Origin of the sequence: Wenzhouxiangella marina, assembly GCF_001187785.1 — a bacterium.
GTDB lineage: Bacteria > Pseudomonadota > Gammaproteobacteria > Xanthomonadales > Wenzhouxiangellaceae > Wenzhouxiangella > Wenzhouxiangella marina.
On the sequence record NZ_CP012154.1, the window covers coordinates 2,458,851 to 2,477,824 of the forward strand.

At 66.1% G+C, this 18,974-nt stretch carries 15 protein-coding genes; 7 read left to right on the top strand and 8 right to left on the bottom strand.

The features are described from left to right. Positions 1-64 precede the first annotated feature (64 nt). The 5 genes from WM2015_RS10510 to rpoE are packed head-to-tail and all read right to left on the bottom strand — an operon-like array spanning position 65 to position 4,218. Complete coding sequence (locus WM2015_RS10510; protein ID WP_049726002.1) at positions 65-1,477, bottom strand: DegQ family serine endoprotease; 1,413 nt, start codon at positions 1,475-1,477, stop codon at positions 65-67. Positions 1,478-1,536: 59 nt separating this feature from the next. Further along, complete coding sequence (locus WM2015_RS10515; RefSeq protein WP_049726003.1) at positions 1,537-1,992, bottom strand: SoxR reducing system RseC family protein; 456 nt, start codon at positions 1,990-1,992, stop codon at positions 1,537-1,539. Positions 1,993-2,000: 8 nt separating this feature from the next. Beyond that, a complete protein-coding gene (locus WM2015_RS10520; RefSeq protein WP_049726004.1) occupies positions 2,001-3,002 on the bottom strand; it encodes a MucB/RseB C-terminal domain-containing protein in 1,002 nt (333 codons plus the stop codon). A 3-nt stretch (positions 3,003-3,005) separates the two neighbouring features. Continuing rightward, the gene (locus WM2015_RS10525) at positions 3,006-3,620 is read right to left on the bottom strand and encodes a sigma-E factor negative regulatory protein (protein WP_049726005.1); all 615 of its coding nucleotides are present in this window, start codon (positions 3,618-3,620) and stop codon (positions 3,006-3,008) included. A 16-nt stretch (positions 3,621-3,636) separates the two neighbouring features. Then, on the bottom strand, positions 3,637-4,218 hold the full coding sequence (gene rpoE / locus WM2015_RS10530; RefSeq protein WP_049726006.1) for an RNA polymerase sigma factor RpoE: 582 nt from the start codon (positions 4,216-4,218) through the stop codon (positions 3,637-3,639). A 227-nt stretch (positions 4,219-4,445) separates the two neighbouring features. Between rpoE and amaB the strand changes: the two genes are divergently transcribed. From amaB to WM2015_RS10550, 4 genes are all read left to right on the top strand, one after another. Next, a complete protein-coding gene (gene amaB / locus WM2015_RS10535; protein ID WP_049726007.1) occupies positions 4,446-5,975 on the top strand; it encodes an L-piperidine-6-carboxylate dehydrogenase in 1,530 nt (509 codons plus the stop codon). A 160-nt stretch (positions 5,976-6,135) separates the two neighbouring features. Next, complete coding sequence (locus tag WM2015_RS10540; RefSeq protein WP_049726008.1) at positions 6,136-7,164, top strand: quinone-dependent dihydroorotate dehydrogenase; 1,029 nt, start codon at positions 6,136-6,138, stop codon at positions 7,162-7,164. Continuing rightward, positions 7,151-8,167, top strand: coding sequence for a UDP-N-acetylmuramate dehydrogenase (gene murB / locus WM2015_RS10545; protein ID WP_049726009.1), 1,017 nt, complete (start codon positions 7,151-7,153; stop codon positions 8,165-8,167). The genes WM2015_RS10540 and murB overlap by 14 nt, the downstream gene beginning before the upstream one ends. A gap of 69 nt (positions 8,168-8,236) precedes the next feature. After that, entirely contained in the window at positions 8,237-9,721 is a 1,485-nt protein-coding gene (locus WM2015_RS10550; RefSeq protein ID WP_049726010.1) for a serine hydrolase, read from the top strand. 75 nt (positions 9,722-9,796) lie between these two features. On the opposite strand, the gene rpoH is transcribed toward WM2015_RS10550, so the two are convergent. From rpoH to WM2015_RS10565, 3 genes are all read right to left on the bottom strand, one after another. Further along, positions 9,797-10,657, bottom strand: a complete 861-nt coding sequence (rpoH, locus tag WM2015_RS10555; RefSeq protein ID WP_049726011.1) for an RNA polymerase sigma factor RpoH — start codon at positions 10,655-10,657, stop codon at positions 9,797-9,799. Between the two features lie 173 nt (positions 10,658-10,830). Beyond that, positions 10,831-12,942: a prolyl oligopeptidase family serine peptidase gene (locus tag WM2015_RS10560; RefSeq protein ID WP_049726012.1), complete on the bottom strand. Its 2,112-nt coding sequence runs from the start codon at positions 12,940-12,942 to the stop codon at positions 10,831-10,833. A 542-nt stretch (positions 12,943-13,484) separates the two neighbouring features. Then, positions 13,485-14,258: an AMP nucleosidase gene (locus WM2015_RS10565; protein ID WP_049726013.1), complete on the bottom strand. Its 774-nt coding sequence runs from the start codon at positions 14,256-14,258 to the stop codon at positions 13,485-13,487. A 185-nt stretch (positions 14,259-14,443) separates the two neighbouring features. Here WM2015_RS10565 and WM2015_RS10570 point away from each other — a divergent pair, with 185 nt between their 5' ends. From WM2015_RS10570 to WM2015_RS10580, 3 genes are all read left to right on the top strand, one after another. Continuing rightward, positions 14,444-15,487 (top strand): YeiH family protein, encoded by a 1,044-nt coding sequence (locus tag WM2015_RS10570; RefSeq protein WP_156201088.1) that lies wholly within the window; start codon positions 14,444-14,446, stop codon positions 15,485-15,487. A gap of 84 nt (positions 15,488-15,571) precedes the next feature. After that, a complete protein-coding gene (thrA, locus tag WM2015_RS10575; protein ID WP_049726015.1) occupies positions 15,572-18,037 on the top strand; it encodes a bifunctional aspartate kinase/homoserine dehydrogenase I in 2,466 nt (821 codons plus the stop codon). Further along, positions 18,034-18,963: a homoserine kinase gene (locus WM2015_RS10580; protein WP_049726016.1), complete on the top strand. Its 930-nt coding sequence runs from the start codon at positions 18,034-18,036 to the stop codon at positions 18,961-18,963. Before thrA ends, WM2015_RS10580 begins: the two co-directional genes overlap by 4 nt. Positions 18,964-18,974: the final 11 nt, after the last annotated feature.

Consider the following 18,974-nt stretch of genomic DNA (forward strand, 5'->3'; position numbering starts at 1 on the left):
TGGCCGAGCAAACCCGCGATTATACCGGCCCGGCAGCCAGACTGCCGGGCCGGGATGATTCGCCTCAGTCGTCCTGCTCGGGCAGGTAGGCCACGAAAGTGGTGTTGCCATTGGGCAGCTGCAACAGCAATGCGACGCTGCGTCCGGAGGGCAGATCCTCGATGATGTCCTGGAAGTCGGACAGACTGTTCACCGGCTGATTGTTGATCATCAGAATGGCCTGGCCTGGCCGGATTCCTGCTCGATAGGCATTGTCGCTCTCGACGCGAGCAATCAACACGCCGCCCTCGGGATTGCCGATCCGGCGCCGCGTCTCATCGTCCAGCGCTTCGACGGACAGGCCCAGGGCATTGGTGGGCTCGGCCAGCTCGGGGCGTCCGCCCGTCGCGGCCACCTGGTCTTCGTTGCGCTCGTCGAGCACCACCTCCAGGGTCATCTCTTCACCCCAGCGGAAGATATCGACCTCCACTTCGGTGCCCGGTCGCACCATGCCCACCAGGGGCGGCAGGTCCGTGTGGATATCGACGGTCTGACCATTGAAGCGCAGGATCACGTCACCGACCTGGAGGCCGGCCCGATCGGCCGGGCTGTCCGGCTCGATCCGATTGACCAGGGCGCCGGCCGGTCGCTCGAGGCCGAGCGCATCGGCCTTCTGTCGAGAGATGCCTTCGAAGGTCACGCCAAGGAAGCCGCGCGATACGCGCCCGAACTCGAGCAGCTGTTCGATCGACGACGAGGCCACTTCGATCGGGATCGAGAAGCTCAGGCCGATGTTGCCGCCGTTGGAGCTCAGGATCCAGGAATTGATGCCGACCACGGTACCGTCGGTGCGGATCAGCGGCCCACCGGAGTTACCACGGTTGATCGCGACGTCCGACTGGATGAAAGGCACGTACTGCTGATTGAACTGGGAGCGCCCCTTGGCGCTGACGATGCCGGCAGTGACCGACTGCTCGTACTGGAACGGGGAACCGATCGCGATGACCCACTCTCCGGCCCGCAGGGTCGACGAATCACCGAACTCGAGGGTGGGGAGCTCCTCTTCGGCATCGATCCGCAGCACCGCGATGTCGGTTTCGGCATCGGAACCCACCAGTTCGGCCAGGTACTCCCGACGATCCGCCAGACGGACCCGGATTTCGTCGGCGCCATCGATCACGTGATGATTGGTGACCACCAGGCCGTCCGAGGACATGATGAAGCCCGAACCACCACCCCGGCGGTCCGGCTGAGCCCCGCCGCGCGGACCCCGGAAGAACTCTTCGAACAGATCGGGCAAGCCGTCCGGCATCTGACCACGCTGCTGCGTGTCCTCCGGCTGTTCCGAGGGTCGAGACCCGAAGCGAACCGTCTCGACATTGACCACGGCCGGGATGGACTCGGCCACCAGATCGGTAAAGTCCACCGGCGTCACGGCCTGAGCGCCGGGTGCGGCGACCAGGGTGGCCAGGCAGAAGGCAATCATGCATCGCACCATTCTGAATACTCCTGATTCTTGGTAGAACGACTGAAAACTGGAATCAGCAAGCCTTCGATTCAAGACTCACCACAACTTGAACTAGCAGACAATGGCTCGAGCAGGGGGTTCCATTGCCGTCGCTGGAGGCGGCGCGCCGCGAGGGCGAACACGAGGGCCAGCATCAGCCCTCCCCCAAGGGTGGCCAGGTCGGCGGACAAGCCATTGCCGTCAATGGACTGCCCGAGCATCGCACCGATCAGGAATCCGGCCAGCGGCAGACCGTACAGGGCAAGGGAACCCCGCAGCACGGCACCGGCCTCGACCCCGACCCGCAGGCGCTGGCCGACCGCCCAGGATCCCGTATCGGGCAGCTCGAGCTCGGAAGATTGCCTGGCGAACAGGCGGGAGAACACCCCAGCACCGCAGCCTTCGCCCCGCAGGCAACGCTCACACTGACTCAAGGCATCGAAACGCAGGCGAATTCTGCCGGGCCGTATCGCGATCACGGTGGCAGGCTGCCAGAAGCGGCTCATGGGAGAGCTCAGCGGCGACGCGGTGCGCCGGGGGTGCGCCGGATCGAGCGCCCGACGTATTCAAGGGTCGCGACCGGCACTTCGCCGACCACGGTGATCTGGCGACCGTCGGTCAGGCCGGTGAAGATATGCACCGAGCCGATCGACTCCAATCGCGAGCCGGTGTAGCCCTGCATGCCTTCCTCGACGTAGACCGAGAAACTGGCCAGGCCATCGCTGAACAGCAGATGTTCGAAGGGCTCGCCATCGGCCGACTGGCCACGCGCCTTGCGGGCCAATCGGAAATGACTGGGGACGCGCCGCGGCATCCAGGCGGCTTCGCCCAGTTCGCTGCTGTCGACCGCCGGCAGATTCATGACCATGCGCGTTTCCATGACCACTTCGGGCTCGATCTCGGGCTCCAGCTCCGCATCGCTGATTCTGGCCCCCAGTTCGATATCGACGAAGGCCAGCTGCTGAATCGGCTGCCCGGAAGCACTCAGCAGGGCGGAGCGCAGCAGCATGCCGGTCTGTTCTTCGAGCCAGAAGCGGTGACCGTAGCGATAGCGGTCATTCGGGCGGATCTCGATGATCCGGGTCTGAAGACCGGCGACTCGCTCCCGCTCTCCGAGTCGCATGTCGTAGGCCTGTTCCAGCGTACCCAGGCGGCTGAGCGGCAGGTTGGGCATCAGGCGTGCCGTCAGCTGGCTCTGCACCACGAGAGGTTGATCTCCGGCCAGCAGACAACGCACCTGATCTCCCTGCCGGAGAATCTCCCGTGGCGGACCGCTCAGTGAATAGAGCCGTTCACGAACGCCGTCGGCATCTGCGCGGTGAATGATCTTGAGGGTGTCGACCCGGTCTCCCCGCCAGTGCACCAGGGTGCCGCGATAGTCGAGGGTCTCGACCGCTCTGGCCATCCTGTCCAGCCAGTGATCGATCGAGCCGTCGTCCTCCGCGGACGCAGGCCGAAGAACCGCGAGCAGCAGCAGGATCAGCACGCTGCGGAACGACAGGCGGACTGCGGTCATGGATCAGCGATCCTGCTCGGCAACGTCCTGGTTGAGGGGGGTCGCCTCGCCGCTGGCCAGCGGCTCCATGTCGATACGTTCACCCGTCTGACCGGTCACGATCGGCAGGTAGGACACGAAGCCGCTGCCGCCCACGGCCTGATTGTGGCGGAGCAGATAGCTGTTGATCCGCTGCCGCTCGGCGGGACTGATCTCACTGAAACTGACCGGAACCGGCTGTTGCGAGAAGGGCTGATCGAGCACCGTAGGCTGGGCGACGAAGCCGGGCTGATCATCGCCGAGAACGCTCTGGTTTCTCTGCAACAGGCTGGAATTGATGGCGACGATGGCAAACAGGGCCGCACTGGCCGCGATCGCTCCGCCCGCCAGCGGCTTGAACCAGCGTGGGAAGCCCGCCGAGCCCGGGGCGGACTCCTCGGCCACGGCCGCGGAGACGCGATCCACGATACAGGTCGTGACGGTGAACTCCTGGTGCATGCAGGCACGCACCAGATGGTAGCGACGCCAGGTCGCACTCATGCCGGCATCGCTGGACAGGCGCCGCAGGACGAATTCACGGCCCTGGGCATCCAGTTCGCCGTCCATCAGGGAGGAAAGGTGTTCGGTGGAGTCGCTCATCGGGTCTTCCAGTCGGTTATTGATTGTCGATCAGCGGCCGAAGTCGCTGATCGATCGCTTCGCGGGCTCGGAAAATACGCGACCGGACGGTGCCGATGGGACAGTCCATGGTGGTCGCGATCTCCTCGTAACTCATGCCTTCCATCTCGCGCAGGGTGATCGCGACCCGCAAATCCTCGGGCAGATCGGCGATGGCTTGATGAATGGTCTGTTCAATTTCTTCTCTGAGCAGTTCGTGTTCCGGAGAACCACGGTCCTTCAGACGCGTGTCGATCTGAAATTGTTCCGCATCCTGCGCGTCGACGTCGGACTGCGGCGGCCGGCGGCTCTGCGCCACCAGATGATTCTTGGCCGTATTGATGGCAATGCGATAGAGCCAGGTATAGAAAGCACTGTCGCCACGGAAGCGACCGAGCGCTCGATACGCCTTGATGAACGCCTCCTGGGCGACATCCATGGCTTCGGCGTGGTCCGAGACATAGCGCGAGATCAGGCTGATGATCTTGTGCTGGTACTTGCCGACCAGCACGTCGAACGCCTTCTTGTCGCCTTTCTGAACCCGCTCGACGAGCAGTTGATCCACTTCACGTTCGCCCATCAGGGCCGTCCTTTCTCCGTCATTGACGACCCGGGCCTGCTCCAGTGGACAGCACCTGAGCCGGATAGTTTCGTTCAGTCTGCATTCAGGTGCAGCTTTCTTCCCCCCAGCGGCCAGGGTGGCGTGGGAAAGCGGATGAAGAATAGCACGCGAGGCCCTGAAACCCGACCGCCATCAATGCGATAATAGCGGGCTTTGCACAGAATCAACGGGAGTTGTAACGGACCATGAGCAACCATCATCAGATCCTCGAGAAACTCGGCCTTCAGGCCGTCAACCCGGGCGCCTGCTTCGGCCCCGGCCAGTGGTCGGAAGTCCGCCAGGACCATCTGATCGAGTCCTTCAACCCGACGACGGGCCAGGTCATCGCTCGGGTCAGCGGCGCCACCGAGGCTGAATACGAAAAAGTGTTGCGCACGGCGCAGGAAGCCGCCGAGGCCTGGAAAATGGTTCCGGCACCGGTGCGCGGCGACGCCGTTCGTCGCATCACCCAGGCCCTGCGTGACTACAAGGATCCGCTCGGCTCCCTGGTCTCGATGGAAATGGGCAAGATCAAGGCCGAGGGCGACGGCGAAGTCCAGGAAATGATCGACATCGGCGATTTCGCCGTCGGTCAGTCGCGCATGATGTATGGCAAGACCATGCATTCCGAGCGCCCGGGCCATCGCATGTACGAACAGTGGCATCCGCTCGGCGTGGTCGGCGTCGTCACGGCCTTCAACTTCCCCGTCGCGGTCTGGGCCTGGAACGCCCTGCTGGCTGCCGTCTGCGGCAACGCCACGATCTGGAAGCCGTCGCCGAAGGGTGCGCTGTGCTGCGCGGCGGTCCAGAACATCGCCAACGAAGCACTGGCCGGCACCGACGTGCCGCCGATCTTCACCTCCTTCATGGAACCGGGCCACGAGCTGGCCGAGAAGTTCGTCGACGACGAGCGCGTCGCCCTGATGTCCTTCACCGGCTCCTGCCAGATCGGTCGCCAGGTCGGTGAGCGCGTGGCCCGCCGCATGGGCAAGAGCCTGCTCGAGCTGGGCGGCAACAACGCCATCATCATCGATGAAACGGCGGATCTGAAGCTGGCCATCCCGGCGGTGGTCTTCGGCGCCGTCGGCACCGCGGGCCAGCGCTGCACGACCACGCGCCGGCTGTTCATCCACGAGTCGATTGCCGATCAGGTCATCGAGACCCTGGTCAAGGCCTACGGTCAGGTGCGCATCGGTGACCCGCTGGATCCGAACACCCTGATGGGCCCGCTGACCGACGAAGCCGCGGTGCAGCGCTTCGAGCAGGCCGTGGCTCGCGCCAAAGAGGCTGGTGGTGAAGTCCTGACCGGCGGCGAACGCATCGAAGGCGACGGCTACTTCGTCAAGCCGGCCATCATCCGTGCCGAGAACCACTGGGACATCGTCCAGGAAGAGACCTTCGCGCCGATTCTCTACGTGATGACCTTCAAGACCCTGGACGAAGCCATGGCCATGCACAACGACGTCAAGCAGGGCCTGTCCTCGTCGATCTTCACCACCGACGTTCGCAACGCCGAATACTTCCTGTCGCACCGCGGCTCGGACTGCGGCATCGCCAACGTCAACATCGGCACCTCCGGCGCCGAGATCGGTGGCGCCTTCGGTGGCGAGAAGGAAACCGGCGGTGGTCGCGAATCCGGCTCGGACGCCTGGCAGGCCTACATGCGCCGTCAGACCAACACCATCAACTGGTCGACGGAACTGCCGCTGGCCCAGGGCATCAAGTTCGACCTCTGATGGGTCGAGCCTGATCCAGCCACGCTAGCTAATAGCAAGCATGTGGATTAACCACGAAGGCGCGAAGGGCACGAAGAAAAGCTCTTATTCTTTTCTAACTTCGTGTCCTTCGCGCCCTTCGTGGTTTCAAACCTCTTGCTCCCACTCCGAGGCCTGATCGATGTACAGCTGGTTGAGAAAGGCCCTGTTCATGCTGCCGCCGGAGGCGGCGCATGAGCTGGCATTGGGCATGCTGGCGCGGGGGCGTCGCCTGGGCTTGCCGCGCCTGCTCGGCGGCTGTCCCGCCTCGCACCCGGTGCACTGCCTGGGGCTGGACTTCCCCAACCCGGTCGGCCTGGCCGCCGGTCTGGACAAGAACGGCGACTGCATCGACGCCCTCGGCGAACTCGGCTTCGGTTTCATCGAGGTCGGCACCGTCACGCCCTTGCCCCAGCCCGGCAACCCCAAGCCGCGCATGTTCCGCCTCGCCGAGCACGAGGCCCTGATCAATCGTCTGGGCTTCAACAACAAGGGCGTCGATCACCTGGTCGAGCGCCTGAAGACTCGCAAGTTCCGCGGCATCGTCGGCGCCAACATCGGCAAGCAGAAGGACACGCCCGTCGAGCGTGCAGCCGATGACTACCGCGTCTGCCTGGAGAAGGTCTTTCCGCACTGCGACTACGTGACGGTCAATATTTCGTCGCCGAACACGGCCAATCTGCGCGCCCTGCAGGACACGGGCCCCCTGAAGGAGCTGCTGTCCGAGCTGACCCAGCTCCGTGACCAGCTGGCGGCGCGGCATGGGCTGACCCGCCCGGTGCTGATCAAGATCGCCCCGGACTGGGACGAGACCGCCCTGCTCGCCTCGCTCGAGGTCATCGGCCAGTCGGGCATCGACGGACTGATCGCCACCAACACCACCCTGGATCGAGCATCCGTGGCCGGCCATCGCCACGCCGATGAGAGCGGCGGCCTGAGCGGCGGCCCCGTGCGCGATCTGGCCGACCGGGCGCTGGCGCTGGCCCGGGAACAACTCGGCCCGGACTTCCCGATCATCGGTCTGGGCGGCATCACGCGCGGCGAACACGCCGCCCACAAGCGCGAACTCGGCGCCGATCTGGTCCAGGTCTACACCGGTTTCATCTATCACGGCCCGGCGCTGATTCGTGACTGCGTTCGGTCCTGGGCAGCGCTCGATGCATCCGCCTGAGGCCATCCGGCCGGCCGAGCTCCGCACCCTCTCGACCTTCCGCCTGCCCGCGCAGGCCGCCGAGCTGCGCTGCATCGAACATCCCGAGCAGCTACCTGCGCTGCCTGACTTCGACGGTCCGGACCTGATCCTCGGCGGCGGCTCGAACACGATCTTTCTCGACGACTGGCCGGGGCGCATCCTCCTCGATCGGATGCGGGGCCTGAGCTTCGAAACCATCGACCACGATCGGGTTCGAGTGCGCGCGGCCGCTGGCGAATCCTGGCATGGCCTGGTCCGCCGCTGCCTGGACGAAGGCCTGCACGGCATCGAGAACCTGGCCCTGATCCCCGGCAGCGTCGGCGCGGCCCCGGTGCAGAACATCGGCGCCTACGGTGTCGAACTGGACCAGGTCTTCGAATCCCTGCGCGCCTGGGACCGGCAGGCGCGACGCTGGGTCGAACTGGATCGGGAGGACTGCGCCTTTGCCTATCGGGACAGCCGCTTCAAGTCGCAGGAGCCCGATCGCTACTTCATCACCGAAGTCCGCCTGGTCCTGTCCCGCCGCTTTTCCCCCAATCTCAGCTACTCAAGCCTCGCCGAGGCCCTGGACCGGGCGCAAACACCCGAGCCCACGCCGAGACAGCTCGTGGCCGCGATCCTCCGCCTGCGCCGCCATCGCCTGCCCGATCCGGCGCGCCTGGCCAATGCCGGCAGCTTCTTCAAGAACCCGATCGTCGAGAGCGACCAGGCCCGTGAAGTGCTGGCCATCACCCCCGATCTGCCGCACTGGGACCTGCCCGACGGCCGCGTCAAGCTCGCCGCCGGTGCCATGCTGGAGCGCCAGGGCTTCAAGGGCCTTCGACGGGGGGCGCTGGGCGTCTACACCAACCACGCCCTTGTTCTGGTCAACCACGGTGGTGGCCAGGGCCCTGAACTCCGGGCACTGATCGACCATCTCATCGCCTCGATCCGGGCCAGATACGGCATCACCCTGGAGCCCGAACCTCGCCTGATCGGCTGATCCCTGGACCAGTTTCCGATCCTTCCGCGCTTTCCTGTTCAGATCCTGAGCGCAACCGCGGAGTCATCCATGCACACCTTCGTTTTTCGAGCGCCTGTCCAGCTGGCTCAGCTGAGCTGGAACGTCCTGCTGGCCACCCTGATCGCCCTGAGCGCCCTGAGCGCAACCAGCTCCCGGGCCGCCGACCTGGACGATCGGATCTTCGGGAACCGCTTCAGCGAATCGATCGCCCCCCTGTTCCCGATCGAGAACGAGACCTTCGTGCTACCGGCGCTGCCGGTCAGCGAGCGGGTCGAGTGGATCGTCGGTGAACTCGCCGCCGGCGAGAACACCAGCCTCGCCGAAATCCAGGCGCGCTTCTCTCCCGGCTTCGACCCGGCCAGCCTCGTCGATTTCTTCAATAACAATCTGCGCCCGGCCTATCCGAACGCACGCATCGTCGACGTGATCGGACTCAGCCCGACCCGGGCCACCTTCGTGATCGACGGCGACAACCCCGCCTCGAGCTTCGGCTTCGTCAACGTCTGGTCCGGCTACAGCGGCAGCCAGCTGGTCACTTTCTTCCAGGTCAGCCCCTTCTCCGGCTCCGTCCAGTATCCCGCCGACCAGACCCTGAGCCTGGAGCAGGCCGCCGACGCCTACATGGGCCTGGCGGCGAACAATGCCCTGCTCGTCGCGCGCATCGATTCGAACGGCCAGTGCCGAGGCGTGCTCGAGCGCAGTGCAACCAGCCCGAGGGCGCTGGGCTCGATCTTCAAGATGTGGGTCCTGGCCGCCCTGGCCGAGCGCCTCGACGACGGCCTGAGCGCCCCCGAGGACTCCATCGCCCTGGTCGCGGCGGAACGGGCCGCCGGCGGCATCATCAACGACGAACCGCTGGGCACCCCGTTCAGCGTTCGCGACATGGCCATCCTGATGCTGGCCAATTCGGACAACACCAGCACCGATCATCTGCATGAGCTCGTCGGACGCAGCGCCATCGCCGACGTGCTCATGGCCTACGGTCTCTCGGACCCGGCTGCCCTGCTGCCCTTCCTGAACATCTCCGAGCAGTTCCACGTCTTCACCCGCTTCGACCTGGCCACGGCCCAGAGCTACGTCAATGGCAGCCCGGCCTTTCGCGATCAGTTCCTGAGCAACCAGATCCTGCCCGAAGGGCCCTCCTTTCCGATCAGCTTCCCCTTCTTTCACGAAAGCCTGCTGACCACGGGCACCTGGCGCGCCTCGGCCATGGACATCTGCCGGACCTTCGCCGGCATGAACGCCCTGCCTCGCCATGGCCCGGGCTTCGAAGTCGTCAACCAGGCGCTCGGCTACCAGGCCGCCCAACCGGGCATCCGCAATGTCTGGGATCGGGTCTGGTACAAGGGCGGGAGTCTGACCTCCGGTGCCAGCGGGAACCATGTGCTCACTCACGCCTGGATGCTGCAGAAGGACGGGGCCAGCGAACCCTGGGTGGTGGTGGCGCTTTCCAATGACCCCGCCGGCGGCATCGATCCCTTCCCGATCCAGTCCCTGACCTCGCGCATCATCGAGCTGATCGGCGAGCTCTGACACCACCCCCAGAAAGAGAAGGCCCGGCAGAATCGCTTCTGCCGGGCCTTCGGGTCCTGCGAGTGGCGTCTCGCGTCAGGCGTCGAAGCGAGCCTTGAGCTTCTTCAGGGCCGCGGCTTCGAGCTGGCGGATGCGCTCGGCGGACACGCCGTACTTGTCGGCCAGTTCCTGCAGCGTCGCCTTCGGGTCCAGCAACCAGCGACTCTGGATGATGTCGCGCGAGCGATCGTCCAGATTCTCGATGCCGTCGAAGAGCAGGTTGTGGTGGTGCTGCTCCCAGTCCTCGGCTTCTGCCGCTTCGTCCGGGGAGACCGTCAGGCCTTCCAGGTACGCCGCCGGCGCCACGTAGCTGCTCGAGTCGTCGTCGTCGTTGGTCAGATCGAAACCGATGTCCTGGCCGGCCAGACGCGACTCCATCTCCGTGACGACCTCGGGCTTGACGCCCAGGTCTTCGGCCACGCGATTGACCTCGGCCTGGTTCAACCAGCCCAGACGTTTCTTCTGCTTGCGCAGGTTGAAGAACAGCTTGCGCTGCGCCTTGGTCGTTGCGACCTTGACGATGCGCCAGTTGCGCAGAATGAACTCGTGGATCTCGGCGCGAATCCAGTGCACGGCAAAGGACACGAGGCGCACGCCCTGGTCCGGGTCGAAGCGCTTGACCGCCTTCATCAGGCCGATGTTTCCTTCCTGAACCAGATCGCCGAGCTGCAGGCCGTAGCCTGCATAGCCCCGGGCCACGTGGACCACGAAGCGCAGGTGCGACATGACCATCAGTCGCGCCGCATCGAGGTCGTCCTCGTCGCGAAAGCGCCGTGCCAGGCTCTGCTCTTCCTCGAGGCTGAGCACCGGGATCTTGTTGACTTCCTGGATGTAGGAATCCAACGAGCCCGTGCCGGCCGGTGCGAGGAGATGGCTTGGAACCAGATGATTGCCCATGCGTTGCTCCTGAAAAAATTCAGCCCGTTATGTTACCAGTAGAACCGACCTCGGTGAACCCGGAGTGAATCGGTCCTCTTTTCATCGTTCGCAGGCTTTGACCTGCCCGCTCGGCCAGAGTTCCGGGCGGGGCAAGCGCCGGCGGCCAGACGCCGCCGACGCCCCGGAAACACTCAACCTTCGGCCGCTGCCTCGGCGCCCAGGCGCTCGTGCAGATAGGCGTGGATCAAGGCATTGAGATAGGCCGCCTGATTCAGGTTGGCTGCACCACCGTGCCCGCCTTCGATGTTCTCGTAGTAGAGCACTTCATGGCCCTGATCGAGCATGCGAGCGACCATCTTGCGCGCATGGCCCGGGTGCACGCGGTCGTCGCGGGTCGAGGTGGTGAAGAAGGCCACCGGGTAGTCCGCCTCGGCGGACACGTTCTGGTAGGGCGAGTACTGACTGATGTAGGCCCACTCCTCCGGGTCCTCCGGGTTGCCGTACTCCGCCATCCAGCTCGCGCCGGCAAGCAGCAGGTGGTAGCGCTTCATGTCGAGCAGCGGCACCTGGCAGACCACGGCGTTGAACAGATCCGGACGCTGCACCATCACCGCACCGACGAGCAGTCCGCCGTTGCTGCCGCCCTGGATGCCCAGGTGCTCCGGTGAGGTGATGTCACGCTCGATCAGGTCCTCGGCCACGGCGATCAGATCGTCGTAGGCGCGTTGACGGTTCTCCTTCAGCGCCGCCTGATGCCAGCGCGGGCCGAACTCCCCGCCGCCGCGGATGTTGGCCAGCACGTAGACGCCGCCCTGACGGAGCCAGCCGTTGCCGATCAGGCCGGAGTAGAAGGGCGTGCGCGGCACTTCGAAGCCACCGTAGGCCCCCAGCAGGGTCGGGTTGGCCCCGTTGGCCTCGAAGCCGGCGGGCATGACGACGAAATACGGGATCTTCTCGCCATCGGCCGAGGTCGCCTCGTACTGGGCAACCTGCATGCCTTCGGCATCGAACCAGCTCGGCTCGTTGCGGATGGCCTGGCGCGTGTCGGCCATGGCATCGGCTTCGAACAGGGTCGACGGGCTCAGGAAGCCCTCGTGGTCGAAGTAGAAACGGTCGGAGCGGTCATCGGCCGACACCACGGACAGGGTGCCCATCGCGGGCACGTCGAGGCGCTGCTGATGCCAGCCGCTCTCGTCGCGAGTGAAGCGGACCAGCTGGCCGTTGACGTTGTCGAGGATGCTGACCAGGACCGTGTTCTCGGTGGTCGAAACGCCGGCCACGGCCTGGCGCGCGTTCGGCTGGAACAGCACTTCGAATTCCGGCTCGCCGGCCAGCACGCTTTCCATCGGAGCGGCCAGCAGCGCACCCTGGCGCAGCACCGTGCCTTCCCGGGCCCAGTCGGATTTCAGCTGGACCAGCAGCTGGCCATTGAGCACGCCGGACAGCTCCGCGTCATCGGGAATCGCGATGCGCTGGGTCTCGCCATCGCGATACAGATGGTATTCGCGAGTGAAGAAGCTCGGCAGGCGCAGGATCATGTCGTAGGGCGTGTCCTTGTCCCAGAACCTGAGCGCGGTGACCAGCACGTCGCTGCGCTCACCCTCGAACACCAGTTCGGCCTCGCTGCGGTCCGTGCCGCGCTGCCAGATGTAGACCTGGCGCGGATACTGGGAGCTGGTCATCTGTTCGGGCGTGAAGGCCGGCGCGTAGAACACGCTGTCGCGGTCGCGCCAGGAAATGAAGCTCTTCGACTCGGGCAGCTCGAAGCCGCCGTCGACGAACTGGCGGGTCTCCAGGTCGAATTCACGACGCACGTTGGCATCGGCACCGCCGCGGGACAGGCCGATCAGACAGCGGTCGTAGTCCGGGTAGCGGCAGGCCGCCCCCGCCCAGACCCAGTTCTCGCCCTCGGCTTCGGCGAGCGCATCCAGATCCAGCAGGGCGGTCCAGCTCGGGCTCTCGTTGCGGTAGTCCTCGGTGCTGGTCGTGCGCCAGAGGCCTCGCACGTGATCCGCATCGCGCCAGAAGTTGTAGATCTCGCCACCCATCAGCTGCGGATAGGCAATGCGGTCCTCCGAATTGAGGATCTCCAGGTAGCGCTGGTGCAGCGGCTCGAACAGGGGGTGCGACTGCAGCCGCCCTTCGGAGCGCTCGTTCTGCGCCCGCGCCCAGTCCAGCGCCTGTTCGGACTCGACCTCCTCGAGCCAAAGAAAGGGATCTTCAGGGCTTGCCGCGTCATTCGCCATGGCGGACCCGGCGCTCAGAATGGCCCCGCTCAGGGCCGCGATCAGTCGTCTGTTCATTCATTGAATCCTGTGGAATGGTTCCATGTCCGGGCGCGAAGTGTGCCAGAACCACGTCAAGCGAACCTGTGCGGGAAGTCACGGGGAAGGAAACACGGGTTCGAGGTTCGAGGTTCGAGGTTTCCGGTTTCCGGGTTGGGCGGTGCTGAACGAAGGCACCCCGGACAACCGGATGCCCATGAAAATCCCGACATCGACGCGGCCGGATCGAAACCGCCGGGTAGGTCGGGGCCACGTCCCCGACGGTCCATGTCGCAGGTATCTCCGCCAACCCGACTGCGAAATGCCCCAGCCATCTCGGAAAACTCGACACACGCATATCGCAGGCATCTCGGTCAACGATAAGACCAACAACGGTTTCTGACCAAGAACCGGAGCGCAGGTGGCACCTTAATTCTCCGGTCGTCGGGGACGTGGCCCCGACCTACGCAGGGTTTCGATCAGACGATGTCGATACCTGGGGTCGTAGAGGCATTCCGCGATCCGGTCTGCCTCCGTTCAGCATCTGGACCCGAAACCCGTGGTTTCCAGATACCTGGCCCTCAATCAAACCTCAGATGTTTCACCGACCGACCTTCCTCCCGGATTTCCTTCAAGGCATCGATGCCGATCCGGATCTGGGCATCGACGAACTTCTGCGTGATCACCCGATCGGAGGCGTCGGTCTTGACCCCGTCCGGGATCATCGGCTGGTCGGACACCAGCAGGAGGGCACCGGTGGGAATCGAGTTGGCGAAGCCGGTCACGAAGATCGTTGCGGTTTCCATGTCGATGGCCATGCAGCGGGTGCGGCGCAGGTATTTCTTGAAGGCCTTGTCGTGCTCCCAGACCCGGCGGTTGGTGGTGTAGACCGTGCCGGTCCAGTAATCGAGATCGTGGTCTCGAATCGTCGACGACACGGCACGCTGCAGGGTGAAGGCCGGCAGGGAGGGGACTTCGGGCGGGAAGTAGTCGTTCGAGGTCCCCTCACCACGGATCGCGGCGATCGGAAGGATCAGATCGCCGAGCTGATTTTTCTTCTTCAGACCGCCGCACTTGCCGAGGAACAGCACGGCTTTCGGACCGACCGCACTCAACAGGTCCATGATCGTCGCGGCATTGGCGCTGCCCATGCCGAAATTGATCATGGTGATGCCATCGGCCGTGGCGTTGCGCATCGCCTTGTCACGACCGCGCACTTCGACGCCCATGTGAGCGGCGAACTTGTCGACGTAGTTGTCGAAGTTGGTCAGCAGGATGTACTTGCCGAAGTCGGCCAGTTCCGTGCCCGTGTAGCGCGGCAGCCAGTTCTCGACGATTTCATTCTTGGTTTGCATAAGGCTTCCTTCTTCTAGTAGTTGTATTTGGAAGTCCGGCCGTGGCCGGTACCCGACCCTGCCCCTGGCCCGAGTCGAGATCGTCGATCCGGCGATACGGCCGACGATTAACCGGCCATAATAGCGCGCCTGTCCTCGAGAATCGATAGCACGGCCGCCGAAGGAGGTCGTGACGGGAGCCCGCATTGACTTCATCCAGTTCCGAAGCCCGCGTCTGGCCAGGCCTGATCCTCGCCATCGCCATGGCGGCCACCGCCAGCGCCCTCGTCTGGCTGCTGGCCCAGCTACCAGGCCCGATCGGCCACCTGCCCCTGAGCGCCATGCTGCTCGCCGTGCTGATCGGTCTGGCGCTGGCACCGGCCGCCTCCCACCAGAGCGCCTGGACGCCCGGCCTGGACCTGGCCCGCGGGCCCCTGTTGAAGCTGGCCGTCGCCCTGATCGGGCTCCGCCTGAGCCTGAGCGACCTGGGCCGCCTCGGCCTCGATGCCCTGCCCCTGGTGCTGCTCACCGTGGCCGTCGGCCTGGGCCTGACCCTGCTGCTCGTCCGCCTGGCCGGTGCCCACTGGCGCCTGTCGGCCCTGCTGGCCGTGGGCACGGCGATCTGCGGCGCCTCGGCCATCGCCGCCACCGCGCCGGGTTTGAAGGCAAGGCATGAGGAAACGGCCTACGCCGTGGCCTGCATCGCCCTGATCGGCCTGAGCGCGACGCTGCTCTATCCGCCCCTGCTGCATGCCTGGGTCGGCGACGCCGAAACGATCGGCCTGATCATGGGCGCCGCCATCCATGACACGGCGCAGGTCACGGCCGCTGCCGCCCTGTATGAACAGGGCTGGGGCGCGACCGGAACGCTCAATGCCGCCACCGTCACCAAGCTGCTGCGCAACAGCCTGATGCTGGTGGTCATTCCGGCCCTGATCTGGGTCGCCGGCCGCCGCCAGGACACGGGCAGCACGAGGGTGCCCTTCCCCATGTTCATCGTTGCCTTCATCGCCCTGTGTGGTCTACGCAGCGCAGGAGACGCGATCTTCGGGGCCGGCACCGCCTGGTGGACCATCACCATTCGCTGGGCGAGCGAATTCTCGGTCTTCGCCTTCGCCATGGCCATGGCGGCCCTGGCCACGCGGATTCGCTTCAGGGAACTGCGCGCCCTGGGCTGGCGACCCGCGCTTGCCGCCCTGTGCGCGGCCGCATCGATCCTGGCCCTGTCACTGCTGCTGGTCCGAGCGTAGGCAAAGCGTCCCAGGGCGGCCCAAATGGCGCCATAAACCCGCTACCATCGAGCCCTGCCCATCGCTTTCGACCACGGCCACTCAATGACCGTCATCGCCCATAAATTCGGAGGCTCGTCCCTGGCCGATGCCGAATGCATCGCCACCGTCGCCGATCTCCTCATCCAGCGCCAGGACGAAGACCAGATCGCCGTCGTCTCGGCCATGGCCGGCGTCACCAACGAGCTGATCGCCCTGACCCATGGCGCCGCCCGGCGCGAGCCCGGCTGGAGCGAGCGCCTCGACGTCCTCGAACTCAAGCACCTCGACACGGCCGCAGCCCTGACGGGGTCGCACCCCGCCGGCGACGCGGTCGCCAAGTCCCTACGCAGCCGCTTCGGTCACCTGCGCCAGCTCCTCGACAGCCTCGGCCTGATGGGTTCGGCGCCGGCCGAAGCGGTGGAACTGATTTCCGGTCTCGGCGAGGTCTTCTCCGCCGAACTGCTCAGCGCCCGCCTGGCCGCGCTGGACGAGCCCGCGGTCTTCATCGATGCCCGCGATATCCTCCGCGTCCGGCCCACGGCCCTGATGGTGGCGATCAACTGGAACGAGAGCGAGGCCCGGCTGCAGGCGTTCCGTCAGGCCAACCCCTCGCGCCGCTACGTCGCCACCGGCTTCATCTGCCGCCGCGAGGATGGTCGCATCTCGACCCTCGGCCGGAACGGCTCGGACTATTCGGCCAGCATCTTCGGCCGCCTCTTCGAGGCCGCAGAGATTCACATCTGGACCAACGTCGACGGCCTGCTCTCGGCCGACCCCGGCAGCGTGCCCGAGGCCTTCCTCCTCGATCGCCTCTCCTACCGGGAAGCCTTCGAGCTGGCCTACTTCGGCGCCCGCGTGATCCACCCGCAGGCGCTGTCGCCAGCGCTCGAGAAGGACATCCCGGTCTTCGTGCGCAACACCTTCAACCCGGCTTGTCCCGGCACGCGCATCGACCGCGACGGCCAGTCCGAGCCGCCGGTGAAGGGCTTGTCCGGGATGGCCGACATGGCCCTGGTCACGATCGAGGGCGCCGGCATGATCGGCGTACCCGGCACCGCCGAGCGCGTGTTCTCGGCCCTGCACGCGGCCGAGATTTCCGTGGCGATGATTTCCCAGAGCTCCTCGGAGCACTCGATCTGCCTGGCCGTGCCCGGCGCAGATGCCGAGCGCGCCACGGCCGAACTCGAGGACGTGTTCGAGCGCGAACTGCGCCACGGTCAGATCCAGCGCGTCTTCGTGCTGCCGGGCATTCGCCTGCTCGCCATCGTCGGCGACGGCATGACCGGCACGCCCGGCGTGGCCGCCCGCCTGTTCGCCTCCCTGGCCCGGGCCGGCGTCAACGTCCGCGCCATTGCCCAGGGCGCCTCCGAGCGAAACATTTCCGTGGCCGTCGACGAGGTCGACGCCGAGCGCGCCCTGCGCGCGGTCCACGCCGGCTTCTACCTGTCCGAGCAAACCGTGGCCATCGGCCTGATCGGCCCGGGGAACGTCGGCCGGGTACTCCTGGAACAGCTGAAAGAAGCGGCCCAGCGCCTGCACGGCGAGGCCAATCTGGACCTGCGCCTGCTCGGCGTGGCAGGCTCGAAACGGATGCAGCGCTTCGATGAGCGCCAGGCCCTGGACACGCTCACGCTCCCCCTCGATGAACAGGCGGAGGCCCTGGACCTGGACGCCTTCACGGACCACATCGACAACCACCACCTGCCGCACTCGATCCTGATCGACTGCACCGCCTCCGACGCCATCGCCGAGCGCTACGCCGGCTGGCTGGCGCGCGGCATCCACGTCATCACGCCCAACAAGCACGCCGGCAGCGGCCCCATCGAGCGCTACCGCGCGATCCGCCGGGCCAGCCAGGGCGGCAGCGCCCGCTGGCGCTACGACGCCACCGTCGGCGCCGGGCTGCCCGTGATCCAGACCCTGCGCGATCTGATCGATACCGGTGATCGAATCCGTCGCATCGACGGCATCTTCTCCGGCACCCTGGCCTATCTTTTCAATCGCTATTCGGCGGGCATGTCCTTCGCCGAGCTCGTCGGCGAGGCACGGGAGGCGGGCTACACGGAGCCCGACCCCCGCGATGATCTCTCGGGCATGGACGTGGCCCGCAAGCTGGTGATCCTGGCCCGCGAAATGGGCCTGGAGCTGGGGCTCGATCAGGTCCGGATCGAATCCCTGGCGCCGGCCGAGCTCGACGGCTGCAGCATCGACGAGTTCCTCGCCGGCCTGGCCGACCACGACGAGGTCATGGCCCGGCGCCTGGCCGAGGCCGAGTCCAGGGGCGAGGTGCTTCGCTTCGTCGCGGGCCTGAGCGCCGATGGGCAGGCGGAAGTCGCCCTGAAGTCTCTGCCGGGCGACCACCCCTTCGCCAGCCTGGCCCTGACCGACAACGTCGTCGCTTTCACCACCGATCGCTACTGCGACAACCCGCTGATCGTGCAGGGTCCGGGCGCCGGTCCGGCGGTGACCGCCGCCGGCGTGTTCGCCGACCTGCTGCGCGTCGCCAGCCACCTGGGGGCGAGGCTGTGAGCCGATCGCAGGCCACGGCCTTCGCACCGGCCAGCGTCGGCAACGTCGGCGTCGGCTTCGACCTGCTCGGGCACGTGATCGACGGGCCGGGCGACACGGTGACCGCGTTCAGGATCGAAGAACCCATCGTGCGCATCGATTCGATCGAAGGCGTGATCGTCGACCTGCCGCGCGAGGCGGATCGGAACACCGCCGGGCGCGCGGTGCAAGCCCTGCTGGAGCACGCCGGGGTCGACTTCGGCATCGCGCTCCGGATCGAAAAAGGGATTCCTCTGGGCTCGGGACTCGGTGGCTCCGCCGCTTCGGCCACGGCCGCACTGGTGGCCGCCAATGCCCTGCTGCCGAAACCGCTGGAGATCGGAGCCCTCTACCCCTTTGCCCTGGCCGGTGAATCGGTGGCCAGCGGCTCGGCCCACGGCGACAACGTCGGACCCCAACTCCTCGGCGGCCTGGTCCTTGCTACCCTCGAACGGCTGATCCCGATTCCCGTGCCCCAGGGCTTGTGGGCCTGCGTCGTCCACCCGGACCACGTGGTGGAAACCCGTCTGGCCCGCGAGACCCTCGCCGAGCCCTACCCGATCGGCACCGTGGTCGCTCAGAACGCCCTGCTGGCGCAGTTCCTGGCCGGCTGCTACCGCAAGGACCTCGACCTGATCCGAGCCGGCCTGGGCGACGTGCTGGTCGAACCTCGCCGTGCAAGCCTGATCCCGGGTTTTGCCGAGGTCAAGCAGGCTGCCCTGGATTCCGGCGCCCTGGGCGCGTCGATATCCGGCGCCGGCCCCAGCGCCTTCGGCTGGTTCGACGACCGCGCGGCCGCCGATGCCGCCCGCCAGGCCATGATCGCCGCCTTCGCGGAAGCGGGACTGAGCGCCGAGGGCTGGGTCAGTGCGGTGGATGCACCCGGCGCTCGACTGATCGAAGACTGAAGGCCCGAGCG